14 protein-coding genes are annotated in these 18,561 nt (G+C 45.9%); 10 read left to right on the top strand and 4 right to left on the bottom strand.

Going from position 1 to position 18,561, the window contains the following annotated elements; translation table 11 throughout:
* The first annotated feature begins 169 nt into the window (after positions 1 to 169).
* Genes ileS through MgSA37_RS26065 form a run of 3 tightly spaced genes read left to right on the top strand, consistent with a single transcriptional unit; the run spans position 170 to position 4,573 of the window.
* Complete coding sequence (gene ileS / locus MgSA37_RS26075) at positions 170 to 3,583, top strand: isoleucine--tRNA ligase (RefSeq protein WP_096356506.1); 3,414 nt, start codon at positions 170 to 172, stop codon at positions 3,581 to 3,583.
* Positions 3,584 to 3,967 (top strand): TraR/DksA family transcriptional regulator, encoded by a 384-nt coding sequence (locus MgSA37_RS26070; protein WP_096356504.1) that lies wholly within the window; start codon positions 3,584 to 3,586, stop codon positions 3,965 to 3,967.
* Entirely contained in the window at positions 3,968 to 4,573 is a 606-nt protein-coding gene (locus MgSA37_RS26065; protein WP_096356502.1) for a lipoprotein signal peptidase, read from the top strand.
* A gap of 315 nt (positions 4,574 to 4,888) precedes the next feature.
* On the opposite strand, the gene MgSA37_RS26060 is transcribed toward MgSA37_RS26065, so the two are convergent.
* A complete protein-coding gene (locus MgSA37_RS26060) occupies positions 4,889 to 5,932 on the bottom strand; it encodes a hypothetical protein (RefSeq protein WP_096356500.1) in 1,044 nt (347 codons plus the stop codon).
* A 414-nt stretch (positions 5,933 to 6,346) separates the two neighbouring features.
* Here MgSA37_RS26060 and MgSA37_RS26055 point away from each other — a divergent pair, with 414 nt between their 5' ends.
* Positions 6,347 to 6,712, top strand: coding sequence for an NINE protein (locus MgSA37_RS26055; RefSeq protein ID WP_096356498.1), 366 nt, complete (start codon positions 6,347 to 6,349; stop codon positions 6,710 to 6,712).
* 14 nt (positions 6,713 to 6,726) lie between these two features.
* Here MgSA37_RS26055 and MgSA37_RS26050 read toward each other — a convergent pair whose 3' ends face one another.
* A complete protein-coding gene (locus MgSA37_RS26050; RefSeq protein ID WP_096357755.1) occupies positions 6,727 to 7,920 on the bottom strand; it encodes an anhydro-N-acetylmuramic acid kinase in 1,194 nt (397 codons plus the stop codon).
* A 178-nt stretch (positions 7,921 to 8,098) separates the two neighbouring features.
* Here MgSA37_RS26050 and nagB point away from each other — a divergent pair, with 178 nt between their 5' ends.
* From nagB to MgSA37_RS26035, 3 genes are all read left to right on the top strand, one after another.
* Complete coding sequence (nagB, locus tag MgSA37_RS26045) at positions 8,099 to 10,018, top strand: glucosamine-6-phosphate deaminase (RefSeq protein WP_096356496.1); 1,920 nt, start codon at positions 8,099 to 8,101, stop codon at positions 10,016 to 10,018.
* 181 nt (positions 10,019 to 10,199) lie between these two features.
* Positions 10,200 to 13,073 (top strand): M16 family metallopeptidase, encoded by a 2,874-nt coding sequence (locus MgSA37_RS26040; RefSeq protein ID WP_096356494.1) that lies wholly within the window; start codon positions 10,200 to 10,202, stop codon positions 13,071 to 13,073.
* A gap of 152 nt (positions 13,074 to 13,225) precedes the next feature.
* Positions 13,226 to 13,414, top strand: a complete 189-nt coding sequence (locus tag MgSA37_RS26035; protein ID WP_096356492.1) for a hypothetical protein — start codon at positions 13,226 to 13,228, stop codon at positions 13,412 to 13,414.
* On the opposite strand, the gene MgSA37_RS29830 is transcribed toward MgSA37_RS26035, so the two are convergent.
* A complete protein-coding gene (locus MgSA37_RS29830; RefSeq protein WP_394365405.1) occupies positions 13,405 to 13,572 on the bottom strand; it encodes a type II toxin-antitoxin system RelE family toxin in 168 nt (55 codons plus the stop codon). The genes MgSA37_RS26035 and MgSA37_RS29830 overlap by 10 nt on opposite strands.
* 83 nt (positions 13,573 to 13,655) lie before the next feature.
* Positions 13,656 to 13,871 (bottom strand): hypothetical protein, encoded by a 216-nt coding sequence (locus MgSA37_RS26025; RefSeq protein ID WP_157750751.1) that lies wholly within the window; start codon positions 13,869 to 13,871, stop codon positions 13,656 to 13,658.
* A 91-nt stretch (positions 13,872 to 13,962) separates the two neighbouring features.
* Here MgSA37_RS26025 and MgSA37_RS26020 point away from each other — a divergent pair, with 91 nt between their 5' ends.
* From MgSA37_RS26020 to MgSA37_RS26005, 3 genes are all read left to right on the top strand, one after another.
* The gene (locus tag MgSA37_RS26020; protein ID WP_096357753.1) at positions 13,963 to 16,617 is read left to right on the top strand and encodes a ligase-associated DNA damage response DEXH box helicase; all 2,655 of its coding nucleotides are present in this window, start codon (positions 13,963 to 13,965) and stop codon (positions 16,615 to 16,617) included.
* Positions 16,618 to 17,335: 718 nt separating this feature from the next.
* Complete coding sequence (locus tag MgSA37_RS26010; RefSeq protein WP_096356486.1) at positions 17,336 to 17,785, top strand: KTSC domain-containing protein; 450 nt, start codon at positions 17,336 to 17,338, stop codon at positions 17,783 to 17,785.
* Between the two features lie 283 nt (positions 17,786 to 18,068).
* The gene (locus MgSA37_RS26005; protein ID WP_096356484.1) at positions 18,069 to 18,497 is read left to right on the top strand and encodes a hypothetical protein; all 429 of its coding nucleotides are present in this window, start codon (positions 18,069 to 18,071) and stop codon (positions 18,495 to 18,497) included.
* The last annotated feature ends 64 nt before the right edge of the window (positions 18,498 to 18,561 follow it).

Below are 18,561 nucleotides of genomic sequence, written 5' to 3'. Positions count from 1 at the left end.
ACATAATTATGATACTTTTCAGGATTGCACTTTTTAATTCTGTTAATTCTAAAATTCTGCAAATTCTGATTCAGACGAACTCTTCCCGCCCAATTTCACATAATTATGATACTTTTCAGCTTAAATTCCGTATTTTTGCAGCCTCTAAAAATAGAGGTGTAACAGATTGATGTATAAGGAATATAAGCAGTTAAACTTATCGCAGACAGGCAAAGACATCCTTGCTTTCTGGAAGGAGCACGGCATTTTTGAAAAGAGCATCAGCAGTCGCCCGGCAGCCAACCCCTACACGTTTTACGAAGGGCCGCCGAGCGCCAATGGCATGCCCGGCATTCACCACGTAATGGCTCGCGCCATTAAGGATATATTTTGCCGTTATAAAACGCTAAAAGGCTACCAGGTAAAACGCAAGGGCGGCTGGGATACCCATGGCCTGCCTATTGAGCTGGCCGTTGAAAAAGCTTTGGGCATCACCAAGGACGATATCGGCAAAAAGATCTCAGTAAAAGATTATAACGACGCCTGCCGCAAGGAGGTAATGCGCTATACCGATGTTTGGAACGACCTGACCGAAAAAATGGGCTACTGGGTCGACCTGGAAGACCCCTACATCACCTATAAAAACGAATACATTGAATCCCTTTGGTGGATTTTAAAGGAATTTTATAATAAAGGCTGGTTATATAAGGGTTATACCGTTCAGCCTTATTCGCCAAAATCAGGTACAGGGTTAAGTTCGCATGAGCTGAACCAGCCGGGCACCTATAAAATGGTGAAAGATACGACCATCACCGCACAATTTCACCTCAAAAAAGAGCAGCAGCATCCGCTGATGCCGCAATTGTTTGAGGACGAAAACGAGGATACGGTGATATTAGCCTGGACGACCACCCCATGGACGCTGCCATCAAACTGTGCCCTTGCCGTTGGCGAAAAAATTGATTATGTAAAGCTGCGCACGTTTAACCCTTATACTTATGAGCCGGTTAGTGTGGTGTTGGCAAAAGACCTGGTGACTAAATATTTTAAGGCCGAAGGGCAGGGCGAAGATCATCTGAAAGCTTATAAAGCCGGCGATAAAATTATTCCATGGGAAGTTCGCGGAACTTTTAAAGGGGTTGAATTGCTTGGCCTTCGCTATCACCAGCTGATGCCATATGTAAGCAACGAGGATTTGGAAAAGAACGCCTTTTTGGTGATCCCCGCCGATTTTGTAACCACCGAAGACGGTACCGGTATCGTACATACGGCCTCTGTTTTTGGTGCGGATGACTTCAGGGCCTGTAAGGAAAACGGCGTGCCATCCGTAATGGTAAAGGACGAAGCCGGCAAGGATGTGCCGCTGGTGGACAAACAGGGCCGCTTTGTAGCTGAAGTAACCGACTACGCCGGCCTTTATGTAAAAGAAGAATATTATACCAAAGAAGAACGCGAAGCACCCGGCTTTAAGGCGACCGATGTAATGATCGCCATCAAGCTGAAGGAAGAAAACAAAGCCTTCGACGTAAAAAAATACGAACACAGTTACCCGCACTCCTGGCGTTCGGACGAGCCGATCTTATACTATCCATTGGATAGCTGGTTTATCCGTACCACCGCCGTAAAGGACAAGCTGGTGGAGCTGAATAAAACCATCAACTGGAAACCCGAATCAACCGGCACCGGCCGGTTTGGTAACTGGCTGGAAAACCTGGTCGACTGGAACCTTTCGCGTTCACGTTTCTGGGGCACACCGCTGCCGATCTGGCGCGAAGAGAATGGGCTGGAAGAAAAATGTATCGGATCTATTGCCGACCTGAAAGCGGAAATTGAAAAATCAATCGCTGCCGGTTTAATGCCTGCTGATTTTGTGATTGATGACCTGCACCGGCCTTATGTAGATGATGTAATATTAACTTCATCCGCCGGCAAAGCCATGTACCGCGAACCGGATTTAATTGATGTTTGGTTTGACAGCGGCGCCATGCCTTATGCACAATGGCATTTCCCGTTTGAAAACAAGGAACAATTTGAAAGCGCTTACCCGGCTGATTTTATCGCCGAAGGCGTTGATCAAACCCGCGGCTGGTTTTTTACCCTGCATGCCATAGCGGTAATGCTGAGCGAAGCCAGCGATGAGATAAAAGCGGTTAACGGGCGCGTGGGCAATAAAGGCGTTGCTTTTAAAAATGTGATCTCGAATGGTTTGGTGCTGGATAAAAACGGCAACAAAATGTCCAAACGCCTGGGTAACGGGGTTGATCCTTTTGCTACCATTGAACAGTTTGGCGCCGATGCTGCCCGCTGGTACATGATCAGCAATGCCTCGCCATGGGATAATTTGAAATTTAATACCGAAGGGATAGATGAAGTACGCCGTAAATTCTTTGGCACGCTGTATAATACCTATGCTTTCTTTGCGTTATACGCCAATATCGATCAGTTTAACTATAGCGAAGCGGAAATAGCGATTACCGACCGTCCCGAAATTGACCAGTGGATCATCTCCCTGCTCAATACGTTAAGCAAAGAGGTAGATGCTTTTTATGCAGATTTTGAGCCGACGAAAGCCAGCCGCGCCATACAGGATTTTGTTGACGAGCATTTGAGCAACTGGTATGTACGTTTAAGCCGCCGCCGTTTCTGGAAATCGGATAACAGCTACGATAAATTATCGGCCTACCAAACATTGTACACCTGTTTGGTAACTATTGCCAAGCTGATGTCGCCGGTGGCGCCGTTCTTTGCAGATAAATTATATTCGGACCTGAACGAGGCAACCCAAAAAGAAGCCTTTGAATCCGTTCACCTGGCTTACTTCCCTGAATATAATGAAACGCTGGTAAACAAAGCCCTGGAAGAGCGGATGCAGATGGCGCAGGATATTTCCTCGCTGGTATTATCGCTCCGCAAAAAAGTGGGCATCAATGTAAGGCAGCCGCTGGGCCGCATTTTACTGCCTATACTCAATAAAAACTTTGAGGGGCAGGTGGAGCAGGTGAAAGAATTGATATTATCCGAAACCAATATCAAAAACATTGAGTATATTACGGATGCTTCTGGCTTTATCAAGAAGAAGATAAAACCAAACTTTAAAGTGCTGGGCGCCAAAGTGGGCAAGGATATGAAAGCGGTGGCTGAGGCAATTGGTAAGCTAAGTGCAGATGAGATTGCGCAACTGGAAAGCGAAGGCAATATCCAGCTCAACATTGTCAACTCACTACTCACTACTCATTACTCACTACTCACCAGTGACGTCGAAATTATCGCTGAAGATGTTCCCGGGTGGCAGGTTGCAAATTTAGGAAAACTAACTGTCGCTTTAGATGTTACACTTACCAGCGAATTGAAACAGGAGGGGACTGCGAGGGAGGTGATCAACAGGATACAAAACTTGCGCAAAACCCTCGGTTTTGAAGTTACCGACAGGATTAAAGCACAAATAAAATGCCCGGAATATATATGGGAAGCGGTGAATAATAATTTATCCTATATTTGCGCCGAAATTTTGGCAGACAGCATATTGCCTGATAATGAATTAAATGATGGCGAATTGGCCGCGATTGACGGAAACGAAATTTTGATTGCTATTACTAAAAGTTAAATGAAACAAGAAAACGAAAAAACCAGGTACTCTGAATCGGATCTGCAGGAATTTAAGGGTATTTTACTGGAAAAACTACGCAGCGCAAAAGAAGAACTGAGCGCATTGGCTACCTCGTTAAGCTCACCAAATGCTAACGGCACCGACGATACCGCCGGTACCTATAAAACACTGGAAGACGGCTCGGCCACATTGGAAAAAGAACAGATCAACCAACTGGCAGCACGTCAGAAAAAGTTTATCGAGCAGCTGGAAGCGGCCCTGGTACGGATTGAAAACAAAACTTACGGTATTTGCCGCGAAACCGGCAAGCTGATCCCGAAGGAGCGTTTGCGCGCGGTGCCGCATACTACCCTCAGCATGGAAGCAAAACTAAGGCAATAAATGAAGGCTGCTTACACAAAACCTTTTTTGTTAATTGCTGTCATCATTGTGCTTGACCAGGTTATTAAAACCTGGGTACGAACACATATGCTGCTCGGCGACCAGATCCATTTTATGGGCAGCCGGGGTATGCTCAATTATACCATAAACAACGGCATGGCCTTCGGTTGGGAAATTGGCGGCGAAGGCGGCAAGCTGGTATTAACCATCTTCCGGCTGGTGGCCTGCATCGGTATCGGTTACGGCCTTTATCATCTTATTAAACACAAATACCACCGCGGGCTAATTACCTGCGTGGCGCTAACTTTTGCCGGCGCTTTAGGCAACACCATCGATTGTGTATTTTACGGCGTGCTGTTTCAGCATGGTAAATTATTTGAGGGACAGGTGGTGGATATGTTTTATTTTCCCATCATCAGGGGCAGCTACCCATCCTGGTTCCCGGCATGGCACGGGCAGCCCTTTGAATTTTTTCAGCCGATATTTAACCTCGCAGATGCCGCTATCTCAACAGGCGTTATCGCCATCCTGGTATTCCAGAAACGTTATTTTAAACAGGAAGTCCCCGAATTAAGCAGCCCCAATAGCGAAATGGTGGAAGAATAATTGGTTCATTAGTTCACTGGTTCATTAGGTTATTGGTGGGTTGATGGTCATTAGGTCATTGGTTTGGCATAGAAGAAAAACGACTTTCACTCTGAGGCTCTCGAAGGGTGTTTCGCGTCATTGGTCATTGGATTGATAAAAAAATCGGGGTGTCACCCTGAGGCACTCGAAGGATGCTTCGCGTCATTCGGTCATTGGGTTGAAAAAAAGGGTGTCACCCTGAGGCACTCGAAGGGTGCGCGCAAAGGCCCTCGCCGTTTGATTTGAGGGATTGTCAGCGGCGGTGGAATATCCCGGGTACATATTAAACTCCCTTTACAAAAACGTATAAACATTTAACTGTTCAATAACCAGTTCGCCCATGGTTTTGCAGGCTTTAAAGGCGGGTTCTTTATGGTATCCGGCCAGGTCGGCGGCCAGTTGTTCCACCTTTTTTAGCGGCGAAACTTCATCCTTTTTCATACAGGTAAGCAGGTCTACCAGGCGGTACCGGACCAGCTTTATCCGGTTATTGATCAGGCTCCGCTCTTCTTCCTGGTACTGGCGCATGGCGTTTTTATCCATGTGTTTCATGCCCAGCATTACCAGGGCGTTATTCTCCTTAAAATAATGCGGCAGGTAAAACTGCCGGCGGCCCTCGTACGATTGCTGGTCGAAGTCAATCGCCCTGATGCGGTATTGGTTGCCTTCAATATCCGGCGTTATATGCACCACGTAGTTGTACGACCGCATGTCGCCCAGCAAACGGATAAAACAGCGCTCGTTAAATTTCACAAATTCCTTGCAGATCCGCACCTGGTTAAATTTGGAGGTTGACAGCCGGTTTTTAATAAAGATATCGCCCGGCAGCCCGATGATGTGATCTTCTATAATGGTGGTGCCGTCAGTTAGATAGCCAATACGGTTGGGCGAAAGGATATGCTCCAGCTCCAGCCCGTAGATGCGGGAAGCATCGGCGGCTTTCACATAAAAATAATCGTAGTTATCGTTAAATTTATTGATGATCCGGATCCTGAAAGGCTTTGAATTGCCAAAGGTGCAGTAATCTATCTGCGCGATCTGCAGCTGATCAACCACTTCCATATAGCCGGATGCATTCATTAAAGCATAGATAGCCGTAAGGGCAGGGAAAAGCTCCTGCATTTCGGCCGCATCATAGTAAACGGTTTGCCAGAGCGTATCGTGTCCGTTTTTATCCAGCAGGGGCACACTCATATTAAAGCGCAACAGGTCAGTGTATTGTACGCCCAGGTTACGGTAACGGTTATATTTTGCGAGGTAGCTTTTCAGTTCATCTTTAACCGGGTAAAAGAATTTTTTCCGGGAAGGAACGTCCAGCCTTGATTCAGTATCTGCCATAGGCGAAAATTAAGCAAATTAATATATTAATACTTATATTTAAGGAGCTTTTTAAGGTGGTAAGCTGCAGTAGCCCTAATAAGATGTCCGCAGGGACAAGTCTGAGATTTAAAAATTGAATGAGCAATTTTTCCGGGCGGTATTTTTTGCCATCAATGGCTAACGGCGTAAAACAACCAGGCTTTTAATCCAAATTTTAACAAAATTTTATTGTAGCGTTTCGTCGGCTTGCCCTGGTTGTGCTATAGCCGCCATGCCGTAACCACGGTAAAAAATGCAGGCCCCCTTTTCGCCGCTCTAATGGCCTTGCTCACCGATTTATTTTACCCCCCAGCCAATTAAGAATTGGAGTGATTGTCCGATCGTTGTAATTTTAGGCTATTAAATAATCAGATCACCTAAAACATCAAAAAAATGGACATGTACGAAAACCCTTATATGGCATTTCCGGGAATAACAGCCGAAGAGATGGCCCTTTTGCAGCAGGGAACTGCAGAGCTTGATGAAAATCAAAAAAAATATTTTTATATGGTATATTCCGGTAAAAGAAAAAATCCCCAGGATATTTTATTGGTTACCCTGTTGGGTTTTATTTGGATCGCCGGGATCCAAAGGTTCCTTGTCGGCCAGATCGGAATGGGCCTTTTATACTTTTTTACCGGAGGCTTTTGCTGGATAGGCACTATTGTTGACCTGGTGAATTATAAAGAGATCGCCCTGGAGTTTAACCGCAAAATGGCCTACGAAAGTTATCACATCGCTAAGTTCAGCGTTAAATAAAAAGCAGGTAAAAGCTATAGCGGAAAACTGAATTTTCCCATCAATGCGGCAGGATTATTCCCTATCGCCACTGGTTCTCCACATAATGCTTCATTGCCCAATAGCGCAAACAAAATAGCTTCTTTGGCGTCCGGGTTAATGCCCAGCACCCCTGTATCTTCAATTGTTGCCCCCGGAAGGGCAGTTTTTAAGTAATTGACGATGTAGGGGTTTTTTGCGCCCCCGCCGCTGGTAAATAGGTGGAGGCCTTCCACTTTAAAATTAGCCGAAATGAATCCGGAGATACTTTTTGCAGTAAAGGCGCTTAAAGTACAGAGCAGGTCTTCAGGGCTGATTTTTAGGGTGTTTGATTGTTGTTGGGCTATCGCAACATAGTCCAGGCTAAACAATTCCGGCCCGGTGGTTTTTGGCGCCACTTCGTCAAAAAAGGGCTGGTTTAACAAAGCCGCTAACAAAACGTCACTTACCTTTCCCGACAAGGCGATTTTTGCATCTTCATCAAAAGGCAGGTTAAAATATTTCTGGCAGGCGGCATCAATCAGTGTATTGCCCGGGCCAATATCTGTACACAAAATTTTAACATAGTCGCCATCGGCAGGTAAATAGGTAAGGTTGGCTATCCCGCCAATATTCAGCAATAGCCGGTTTTCACCGGGTTTGCTCCCCAATAAAACATCACCATACAATGCCAGGGGCGCACCTTCACCTCCCGCCGCGATATGTTTTTGCCTAAAATCACTAACCGTTAATATCCCCGTCTTTACGGCCAGGTGATCGCCATCCCCTATTTGCAGGGTTGCGTTTGGATAATCTGCCTGCAGGTGCAGCCTTTTTGGCGCATGATAAATAGTTTGCCCGTGGCTGGCGATCAGGTCAACTTCACCAGGATCAACTCCCCAGCCGGCAAGCGCCTCCAAAACCAGTTCCCCATAATAATTTCCGATAAAAGCATTCAGCAGGCAAACTTTCTCCAGGTCGGCCTCCCGTTTTGCAAAGACAGATTGGATCTCTTTTTTAAAAGCCTCCTGGTAGGAGATCGTCGTAAAATGCAACAATCTGAATTGCGTTTTCAAACCGTTTTCGGTAAACCTGCATAGCGCAATATCCAGGCCATCCAGCGAAGTGCCCGACATTAGCCCCACAATAATTTTTTCTGTTTTTTGGGCGATGCTGAAAAGCTTTTGCAGGTTTTTGTTGAGGGATACCATGGGTTCCAATTTATGGATTTGTTGATCGAATACAAAAGTTAAATTAAAACCGTACTTTTTTAATATATCTGATATATTTGATTTCACCAATTTTTTCTAAGTCCGGAGTCTTGAGTCGAAAGTCTCAAGTCAAAACAGGACTTCAGACTAAAGACTTTAGACTTACGACTCAAACACAATGGCGAGATTAAATTTACTTGAAGAAACGAGGTACGAGAAACTGCCGGTAACGGTGTATGGCAACCAGCAGCAGGCGTCTGTTGCCGTAGCGGGCCGCATAGCGGCATTGATCCGCGGCAAAGAAGCCAAAGGCGAAAAAACCGTATTGGGCCTGGCCACCGGGGTAACCCCCATCGGGGTTTATGCCGAACTGGTGCGCCTGCACAAAGAAGAAGGCTTGAGCTTTAAAAACGTGATCACCTTTAACCTGGATGAATACTACCCCATGCAGGCTGCCGCAGCGCAAAGCTACGTGACCTTTATGAACGAAAACCTGTTTTCGCACGTAGATATCGATAAAAGCCATGTAAATATTCCCGACGGCACCCTGTCCCTTGACGAGGTGCCCGCCTTTTGCCTGGAGTACGAACAAAAGATCACCGCCCTTGGCGGGCTGGACCTGCAGATCCTGGGCATTGGCCGTACCGGTCACATCGGCTTTAATGAGCCGGGCTCGGCGCCAAACTCAGGCACCAGGTTAGTCACCCTGGATGACCTGACCCGGAACGATGCCTCCAGAGATTTCGGCGGTAAATCAAATGTGCCCACCAAAGCCATTACCATGGGCGTGGGTACCATCTTTAAGGCCCGCGAGATCATCCTGATGGCCTGGAGTTTGAAAAAAGCCCCGATCGTTAAAAAAGCAGTAGAAGGAGAGATCTCCGGAGAAGTACCGGCTACCTATTTGCAGTTATCGGATCATGTGGAGTTTGTGCTGGATGAAGCCGCCGCAAGTTCATTAACCCGTTTTGATACCCCCTGGCTGGTAAAAGACTGTCACTGGGAAAACGGCCTGAAAAAGAAAGCCGTGATCTGGCTGGCAGAAACCGTAAACAAGCCCATTTTAAAACTAACCGAAGAAGATTATAATAACCATGGCATGGCCCAGCTGGCCGTTGAACAGGGTCCTGTTTATAATATCAATATCGACATTTTTAACCAGTTGCAGCACACGATCACCGGCTGGCCGGGCGGTAAGCCCCATGCCGACGATTCGCAAAGGCCCGAAAGGGCACAGCCGGCCCGGAAGCGCTCCATCATCTTTTCGCCTCATCCGGACGATGATGTGATCTCCATGGGCGGTACCTTTATCCGTTTGGTTGACCAGGGGCACGATGTGCACGTAGCCTATCAAACCTCTGGCAACACGGCTGTATGGGATGATGATGTATTACGCTTTGTAGAATTCGCCATCGACTTTAACCAGAGCATCGGCGAAGACAACAGCAAGCTGAAACAAATCTATGAAGACATGCGGGCTTTTATCCCTACCAAAAAACCCAACCAGGTAGATACCAAAGAGATCAGGGATGTAAAAGGGTTTATCCGCAAAACAGAAGCCATCTCGGGGGCACGGTATGCCGGCTTACCCGACAGCAATATCCACTTTATGGCTTTGCCATTTTACGAAACCGGCAAGATCAAAAAGAATACCGCCGGCGAAGCAGACATCAAACTAACGATGGAACTGTTGCAAAAAGTAAAACCGCAGCAGGTATTTGCCGCAGGCGACTTTGCCGACCCGAACGGGACACATTTGGTTTGTTTCAACATCATTGTAGCGGCATTAAACCGCTTAAAAGCCACCGAAGACTGGGTAAAAGACTGCTGGCTGTGGATGTACCGGGGGGCATGGCATGAATTTGAGACCCACGAGATAGAAATGGCCGTACCGCTATCACCACAGGAAGTGATAAGAAAACGCAACGCGATCTTTAAACACCAAAGCCAGAAAGACAGGCCGGTATTCCCGGGGGATGATGCAAGGGAGTTTTGGGTAAGGGCCGAGGACCGTACCCGCGAAACTGCCCGTAATTATGATAAACTGGGCATGGCCGAGTATGAGGCTATGGAGGCGTTTGTGCGGTATCATTATTAGTTTTGATTGCACCGATTGATTGAAGGATTTCACCGATTTTGTGCCGTCACAGCTCCTTAAATCGGTGCCGTCATCTTAAAACAATCGATGAAATCGCAAAAAACCGGCGAAATCACCTTAAAAAATCGGTGAAATCCTCTTTTAATTGCATCTTAGCAAACTTTATAACTATCTGATTAAAATGAATTTTACCCATAAATTTTCTGTTGCAGCCCTAAGTTTTGTGTTGCTGGCCGGCGAAATATCCGCGCAACAGGTTAAAAAGAAAGCAGCAGCCCCCGCAAAAGCAAAAACAAGTCAAGCAGCAGTGCCTTCGCCGGCGACAATAAGCGGTGGCTTGCCACTCGACCCGGAGGTATTAAAAGGTAAGCTGCCCAATGGCTTAACTTATTATATCCGTAAAAATAATGAACCCAAAAACAGGGCAGTGCTGTACCTGGTAACCAAAGCAGGTTCGGTGCTCGAAAATGAAGACCAGCAGGGCCTGGCGCATTTTACCGAGCACATGGCCTTTAACGGCACGCGCGATTTTCCCAAAAACGACCTTGTAAATTATTTGCAGAAATCGGGCATTAAGTTTGGCGCCGATTTGAATGCCTATACCAGTTTTGATGAAACAGTTTATCAGCTGCCGGTACCTACCGATAGCGTAAAAGTTTTTCAAAACGGGTTTAATATCCTCGCTAACTGGGCCGCCTACCAAACCTTCGACCCGAAAGAAATTAACGACGAACGGGGTGTAGTACTTGAGGAAGAACGTGCCGGCGGTAAAAATGCCGAAGAACGTTTACGGAACCAAACCTTACCCGTATTACTCAATAACTCACGTTATGCGCAGCGGTTACCTATAGGTAAGGAAGATATCCTTAAAACATTTAAACCTGAAGCGATCACCTCTTACTACCATGACTGGTACCGCCCCGACCTTCAGGCCGTAATTGCTGTGGGTGATTTTGATCCTGCACAGGTTTTGGCGCTCATTAAAAATGATTTTTCATCGTTAAAAAATCCGGAAAATGAGAAACCCAGGACCTATTATTCTGTGCCCCCAACAACAGGCACAGTTGTTAAAATAGCAACAGATAAAGAGTTTCCTTATACGTTAGCGGAGATCATAGTAAAACATCCCGAAACGATTGTCAAAACATCGGCTGATTATATGCAGAGTATCCGCATACAATTGTTCAATGCCATGCTGAATGACCGGTTGAACGAATTATTGCAAAAAGCTAACCCCCCATTTCTTTATGGTCAGTCGGCCTATGGGGCATTTACCGGCCGGCAGGATGCGTTTACAACACTCGCGGTGGCAAAGCCCGGCGAACTGGAAACCGCTATCAAAGCTGCCGTTGCCGAAACAGAGCGTATTAGGCAGTTTGGGTTTACGTTAACGGAATTGGAACGTGCCAAACAAAATGCCCTTTTGGGAGTTGATAACGCCTATAAAGAAAGGGATAAAACACAGTCGGCCTATTTTGTGGGGCAATACCAGCAAAACTTTTTAACCGGCGGGGCTACGCCCGGGGTATCATTTGCCTATAACTATTATATCAATAATATAGGGAAGATAACACTGGCCGAACTTAATGCCATGGCTGCCAAATTTGTGAGCGACCAAAACAGGGTGATTATTGTTGAAGCACCAGATAAGGACAAAGACAAATTGCCAAATGAGGCTACATTGCTCACCTGGATAGCAGATGCCGGGAAGGGCTTAAAGCCATATATCGATTATACCACCGATAAACCATTACTTGAAAAGTTGCCCGTTGCAGGAAAAACAGTAAGTACACAGGTTGATAGCCTGATTGGTACAACCACATTGATGTTGAGCAACGGCGTAAAAGTGATATTAAAACCAACGCAGTTTAAAAACGACCAGATCCTGATCAACGGGTACGCTTTTGGCGGTACCTCGCTGGCCAGCGACCAGGATTATACCTCGGCCGGCATGGCTGCCGATATTATCAGCGGCAGCGGCATCGCCGGCTTTACGCAGGCAGAACTGGATAAAAAACTGAGTGGAAAAAACGTCCGGGTTTCGCCCTATATCAGTGATGTGGCCCAGGGCATCTCCGCCAGTGCGTCGCCGCGGGACTTTGAAACCGCGATGCAATTGATCTATCTCTATTTTACACAGCCGAGGAAAGATCAGAATATTTGGGATTCAAATGTCAGCCAAACCAAATCAGTGCTGGCTACCCGTAACCTCGATCCGGGAAGTATTTTTTCGGATACCATATCATCAACGTTAAGTAAGCATAATATCAGGGGCATGGTAGTTACGCCGGAGTTGCTTGCAAGCGCCAGCCTTGATAAAGCCTATGCTTTTTACCAGGATCGGTTTGCCGACGCAAGCGGCTTTGTTTTTACCCTGGTTGGCTCGTTCACGGTAGATCAGGTGAAGCCATACCTTGAAGCGTATTTCGGCGGCTTGCCGGCATCAAACAAAAAAGAAACATACAAGGTTTTAGATATTAACCCGCCTGCAGGACAGCTTAAAAAAATTGTAAATAAAGGAATAGGTGATAAAAGCAACGTTGAACTGGTTTTCAGCGGCAGCTATGATTATAATGAAGATAACAACGTACAAGTTGATGCCCTGGAAGCTATTATGCAGATAAAACTGGATGAGCGCCTGCGCGAAAAAGATGGTAAAGTTTATTCGCCGGGGGTAAAAGCCAGCTATAAAAAAGTACCCGAAGGCCGCTACAGCTTTACCGTTTATTTTGAGTGCGCCCCTGCCAATGTTGACAGCCTGGTTGCCGAAACGATGGACGAGATCAGCAAGATCAAACAAAACGGCGCGTTGCCACTGGATATTCAAAAATTTGCAGTAACTGATGCCCGGTCAACCCAGGTGCAGTTAAAGGAAAATATTTTTTGGGCAGGATATTTGGGTTCATGTTCCCAAAATAGCGAGGACCCGGATGCCATCCTTAAACACGTTGGCGACCTGGATAAGGTAACCCCGCAAAGCACTAAAGAGGCCGCCAATAAATACTTAAGCGGCAATAACCTCATTAAGTTTATTTTGCTGCCGGAGAAGAAGTAGCGTAGTCCGGAAGTCCGGGAAGTCCGGAAGTCCGAAAGAAATTTCGGCAAGAATAACTTCTGTTAGATAGAAGGATCGGGAACAAATAATGAAGTCCTGCCGGTAATTTGGCGGGACTTTTTTATTCCATAATGCAATCGATGGGAATTTGTATGCGTTATTTGCAGGTACTAACGTTAATATCGCATATTACGCTCAATGGTTACAAAAGGGCAGCAGGTTATACAGGAATGGTACCGGAAAAAAACTGGCAGCAGTTTGCCTTTCAGCAGAAGATGGAATTTGTTTATATCAATGGATTTTCGGGTTTGCTGAACCGTCAACCTTTTTTCTACCTGTAAATTTCCTTTCGGTGGCCGATGTCAATAACCATGATCTGCAAAAGATGGTCGGAAATGTTGTAAATAATACGGTAGTCACCGACCCTTATGCGCCAGCTTTTACGGCCTGTCAACTTTTTACAGCCAGGCGGCCGTGGGTTTTTTTCGAGCGATAAAATCTTTTCAGCTATAGTTTCAAAATAGGGACCTGGAATTTATGCCAGCTGCTTTTGTGCAGATCGTTCAATCTGTACCGTGTAATTCATTTGACGAGCCCGCTTTTGATTTCGTCCAGGGCTTGCCGAAAAGGAACAAACTCTTTATCATCACGGCTTTCAAAGGCATCTGCGGCTTTAATATCTTCCAGTTCCTCAAGCTCATCCAAAATACTTTGAAATTCAGAAACGGTAAGGAAAACTCCAAGCGGTTCGTCGTGTTCTCCTTTCACATACTGAGGGTGTAAGTTGAGTGTTCGCATACACAAATTTAAAAAATTAAATTAATGCAGAACATTCTTGCCATTTTTTAATTATATCCAAATATTCCAATTTCCGTTGTATATTATCCACATGGTTACAAAAGGGCAGCAGGTTATACAGGAATGGTACCGGAAAAAAAACTGGCAGCAGTTTGCCTTTCAGCAGGAGATGATGGAGGCTTATCTCAGTGGCTTTTCAGGCTTGCTGAATGCGCCTACCGGCAGCGGTAAAACCTTTGCGCTGTTTTTGCCTTTTTTGGCGGAATTCATTGATAAACATCCGGACAACTATCAAACCCACAGCAATAATGGCCTGCTGATGCTCTGGATCACCCCGTTACGGGCATTGACCAACGATATTAAAAAAGCGATGCAGGAAGTATGTGATGAGATTGGCCTGCCCTGGCGCATCATGACCCGCACGGGCGATACTTCAGCAGCCGAAAAGCAGGCGTTAAAAAGAAAACTGCCCGAAGTGCTGCTCACCACCCCTGAAAGCCTCCATCTGATGATGGCGCAAAAGGAATATCCGAAGTTGTTCCAAAACCTGCAGGTGGTTGTGATAGACGAATGGCACGAGTTGCTTGGGACTAAACGGGGTGTCCAGGTAGAGCTTGGTTTGTCCAGACTGAAGGCCATTCGCTCAGTTGGCAGTTCAGAGTTGGCAGTTTGCACGGAAAAGTTTGTTGCTGGAGCGAGTTCCGGCTTGCCAACAGCAACCCGCCAACAGCTAACTAAAGACTGCCCACTGCCCACTGCCCACTGCCAACTCAAAATATGGGGTATCAGCGCCACCATAGGCAACCTGGAGGAAGCCGCCGAAGTATTACTTGGCAACGATTTCCCGCCCGGAAAAATAAAAATGGTACGGGCTAATATTGATAAAAAGCTGGTAATCCAATCCATCATTCCCGAAAACGTTGAAAGTTACTCATGGTCGGGGCATATTGGGTTAAAACTGTTGCCACAGGTGATGGAGCTGGTGGCCAAAAGTGTAACTACGCTGATATTTACCAACACCCGCTCACAGTCGGAGATCTGGTACCATGCCATTTTGGATAATTACCCGGAATATGCCGGGATAATGGCCATGCATCATGGTTCGCTTGACAATGAACTCCGCAACTGGGTGGAGCAGGCCCTGCATGCCGAAGCGTTAAAAGTGGTAGTTTGTACTTCGAGTTTAGATTTAGGCGTGGACTTTCGCCCGGTAGATACCGTGATCCAGGTAGGTAGTCCCAAAGGCGTTGCCCGTTTTATGCAGCGGGCGGGCCGTAGCGGCCATCACCCGGGGGCCATATCTAAGGCGTATTTTGTTCCTACGCATTCTTTAGAATTATTGGAGGGCGCTGCGCTGAAGGAAGCCATCAAAAAAAAGATTTTTGAAAGCCGCGACCCGATGTTGCTCACTATGGACGTACTGATCCAATTCATGGTTACACTAGCGGTGTCGGATGGTTTTTATGCTGATGAACTGTTCGGCGAAGTAAAAACCAGCTTTGCTTTCTCCGATTTGAAACGAACCGAATTTAACCAGCTCCTTGATTTTATCACCACTGGTGGCAAAACACTCGCCCAATATGATGAATTTTTAAAAGTTGAAGTCGAAAATGGTTTGTTCAAAGTAAACAACCGCCGTGTTGCAATGCGTCACCGGCTCAGCATTGGCACCATCACCAGCGAGTTAAGTATTCGGGTAAAACTGATGCATGGCGGCAGCCTGGGCACTATTGAAGAATCTTTTATCTCGAAATTAAAGCCGGGTAATACCTTTTGGTTTGCGGGGCGCAGCCTGGAGTTTATCCAGTTAAAAGAAATGACGGCATTTGTAAAAAAATCAAATGCCCGCAAGGGGATGATTCCCAGCTGGATGGGCGGACGGATGCCGCTGTCTTCACAATTGTCGGCGATGTTTAGGGACAAACTCGACGAAGTGGCCCATGGAACCGCCTATGATGATGAAGTGATTGCATTAAAGCCCTTATTCGACCTCCAGGCGCAATTGTCGCATTTGCCGCAAAGCCACGAGTTTTTGATCGAATCATTCAAAACGGCCGATGGGCATCACCTGGTATTTTACCCATTTGAAGGCCGGCTGGTTCATGAGGGCATGGCCTCATTGCTGGCCTATCGCATCAGCAAAATAAAACCTGCCAGTTTTTCAATCGCCATGAATGATTATGGCTTTGAATTACTGGCAGATGAAGACATCCCGATAGAAGAGGCATTGGAAGATGCCGGCTTTTTTTCAATAAATAACCTGCTGGAAGATATCCAGCACAGCCTGAATGCCAATGAAATGGCGCGCCGGCGGTTCAGGGATATCGCACATATCGGCGGGCTGGTGTTTACCGGATACCCGGGGCAACAGGTAAAAAACAGGCATTTACAGGCGTCCACTTCACTGCTTTTTGAAGTGTTTAATGAATATGAGCCCGATAATTTATTAGTGCGCCAGGCCTATAACGAAGCCCTGGCTTTCCAGCTGGAGGAATTCAGGCTGCGGGCCGCACTGCAGCGCATCATCAAACAAAATATTATTCTGAAAGTAATAGAGCGCCCAACACCCTTCGCCTTCCCGATCATGGTCGACAGTCTGGGCCGGGAGCGCTTAACCACCGAACCATTGGAAGAACGCATTGCCAAAATGGCACGCAGCTACGGCGCGGATGAAGTGGCAACGAACGAAAAGCCGAAAGCAGGGAAAAACAGGAAGCCGGGAATTGTCAGGAAAAAAGGCCTTTGATGCTATTCAATCACATATTCATCCCGTAAATAGTTGTAAACAAATAACTGTTACTACCGGTTACTATTCTTTTAATGCAACTGCCGCTAAAATCAGGTAGGTATGCAGTAGCCATTGCCCCAGTCGGCTTTCGCTGTAATAGAGGGATTAAAGTCGATACCATCTTCGTTATCAAAGCCCGGTAATGCCATTCACCACCCCGCGAGGGTACCGGTATATTCTGTAACATTTATGGCCGGTGTGGGAAAAAAGGAAGTCCCCTGTTTCGGGCAGATGAACCGCGTCGTCCTGTCGTGTCGGCCCCCAAAACGGTTGTTTTTGTAACAATTTGGATGCGAAAATGAAAAAAAAGCCCTAATCTGGTTAAAAAAACCCATAAGAGGTAAATTAAAAATCCGTAATTTTACCCCTTCATATGGCAAGTCTCTACTTGTCTTTTGTGATAAGGTTTAGGTTAAAGCCCCCAAGCTGCGAGAGTGAGGGGGTTTTTATTTTTACCCGTACTTAAAAGCTAACCGGAAAGCAAACTAACAACCGGAAAACAGGACAATCAAACCGTTTCTGGAAATAGCGATAGGTCCCACATATACTTATAAGTTTCTCCGGCTCGCTTTTATTAACTAAAAAGCCTACCTTTGCAAAATTATTTTCTTGAAACAGGCGCCCGGTCATCTGACCCGCTATCACTTCAACGACAATAAGTTAACGAATTGATAACATGAAAAAGATTACCGATTACCGCAAACTGTTAGATGTAACTAAGGATGCTGAGCTGCATGAACTTAAAACGGTTTACCGCAGTTTAATGAAAACTTGGCACCCCGATAAATTTCAGCACAGTGAAGAAGATAAACTGGTTGCTGAAGAAAAAAGCAAAACCATTATTGAGGCCTATCATTTTTTAGTGAGTATTGCGCCCGAAACCCGCAATCAAACTGCAGCGGAATATAACACCACCACCGCAGCATCAGGGATACTTGATTTTGAATACCAGGCCCAGGTACTTAAAATACATTTTGCCGACGGTAACGTGTATGAATATTTTGACGTGCCCAAAGAGGTGTACAGAAAGCTTGTAAATGCTGATTCCCCGGGTAGGTTTGCACGCAGGCACATTTTTAACGATTACGTTTACCGGAGTATCAATAAACTGGTTGCTACGGCCTAATACCCGGCCGCAGCATAAATCGTTTTGGAAGTAAAGGCCGGGTCCGTTCGGCAAAAAGCGGGCCGCAGAACCACACTCAATCTTTTTTTCGGGCAAAGCAAACCGCTTTACCCCGGGTTTGCGCCATTTACGTCAATTAGCTTTTGGCTGCAGGATAATCAGCAGCAAAGATTTTTTTGAAAACAATCATATTTATAATTGCCCGATATCATATTAGATAGTTTTTATAAGGTGGAAATTTGTACGAATTCAAGTACGTGTTTTCACCTTAAAACAATCTATTATGAAAACGCAACTCAAAGCAACCATAGCGTTGCTTGGTCTGCTGTTTTTTAGCTGCAGCAAAATTGTTTACACCAACCAACAGGTTTTTGACAGGTATAAGACCAGGCAAAATGTATCGGATAAATTTGGTGTACCCTATGAGCAAATAACCACCACCACAACAGAGGCCTGGCTTTATAATTTTAAAGAGGGCGGTGGAAATGCAGCAACAAAGAACGTCACTCAATTCAGTAAATTAAACCAATTTGTGATATTTACTTTTGATTTACAGGGAAATGTAATAAACAGGCAATCAAAAGGAGTGGACCTGGCCGAAAGAAAGCCCGCCACAGGAGCCACTATAGGTTTGATAGCCGGCGGCGTCGCCCTTATTGTAATTATAATAGCAGCAAGTTCCATGCATTTTAACCCGGATATAAAATTCTGAAACAAGAAACTCAGATCAACTCAAGCATGCATTTTTACACAAAACAAACGTACCCCCAAGGTAA

The sequence above is a fragment of the Mucilaginibacter gotjawali genome (assembly GCF_002355435.1).
Taxonomy (GTDB): Bacteria; Bacteroidota; Bacteroidia; order Sphingobacteriales; family Sphingobacteriaceae; genus Mucilaginibacter; species Mucilaginibacter gotjawali.
The sequence above is the reverse complement of the archived record's forward strand: the minus strand, read 5'-3'. Positions and strand labels throughout refer to the sequence as shown.

What these genes read in the sequence shown, in the direction of transcription:
- MgSA37_RS26060 (WP_096356500.1), bottom strand. Translation starts at nt 5,932, where the DNA reads ATGGCAGATACTGAATCAAGGCTGGACGTTCCTTCCCGGAAAAAATTC.
- MgSA37_RS26065 (WP_096356502.1), top strand. Translation starts at nt 3,968, where the DNA reads ATGAAGGCTGCTTACACAAAACCTTTTTTGTTAATTGCTGTCATCATT.
- MgSA37_RS26035 (WP_096356492.1), top strand. Translation starts at nt 13,226, where the DNA reads ATGCGTTATTTGCAGGTACTAACGTTAATATCGCATATTACGCTCAAT.
- MgSA37_RS26055 (WP_096356498.1), top strand. Translation starts at nt 6,347, where the DNA reads ATGGACATGTACGAAAACCCTTATATGGCATTTCCGGGAATAACAGCC.
- MgSA37_RS26020 (WP_096357753.1), top strand. Translation starts at nt 13,963, where the DNA reads ATGGTTACAAAAGGGCAGCAGGTTATACAGGAATGGTACCGGAAAAAA.
- ileS (WP_096356506.1), top strand. Translation starts at nt 170, where the DNA reads ATGTATAAGGAATATAAGCAGTTAAACTTATCGCAGACAGGCAAAGAC.
- MgSA37_RS26025 (WP_157750751.1), bottom strand. Translation starts at nt 13,871, where the DNA reads ATGCGAACACTCAACTTACACCCTCAGTATGTGAAAGGAGAACACGAC.
- MgSA37_RS26070 (WP_096356504.1), top strand. Translation starts at nt 3,584, where the DNA reads ATGAAACAAGAAAACGAAAAAACCAGGTACTCTGAATCGGATCTGCAG.
- MgSA37_RS26040 (WP_096356494.1), top strand. Translation starts at nt 10,200, where the DNA reads ATGAATTTTACCCATAAATTTTCTGTTGCAGCCCTAAGTTTTGTGTTG.
- MgSA37_RS26005 (WP_096356484.1), top strand. Translation starts at nt 18,069, where the DNA reads ATGAAAACGCAACTCAAAGCAACCATAGCGTTGCTTGGTCTGCTGTTT.
- nagB (WP_096356496.1), top strand. Translation starts at nt 8,099, where the DNA reads ATGGCGAGATTAAATTTACTTGAAGAAACGAGGTACGAGAAACTGCCG.
- MgSA37_RS26010 (WP_096356486.1), top strand. Translation starts at nt 17,336, where the DNA reads ATGAAAAAGATTACCGATTACCGCAAACTGTTAGATGTAACTAAGGAT.
- MgSA37_RS26050 (WP_096357755.1), bottom strand. Translation starts at nt 7,920, where the DNA reads ATGGTATCCCTCAACAAAAACCTGCAAAAGCTTTTCAGCATCGCCCAA.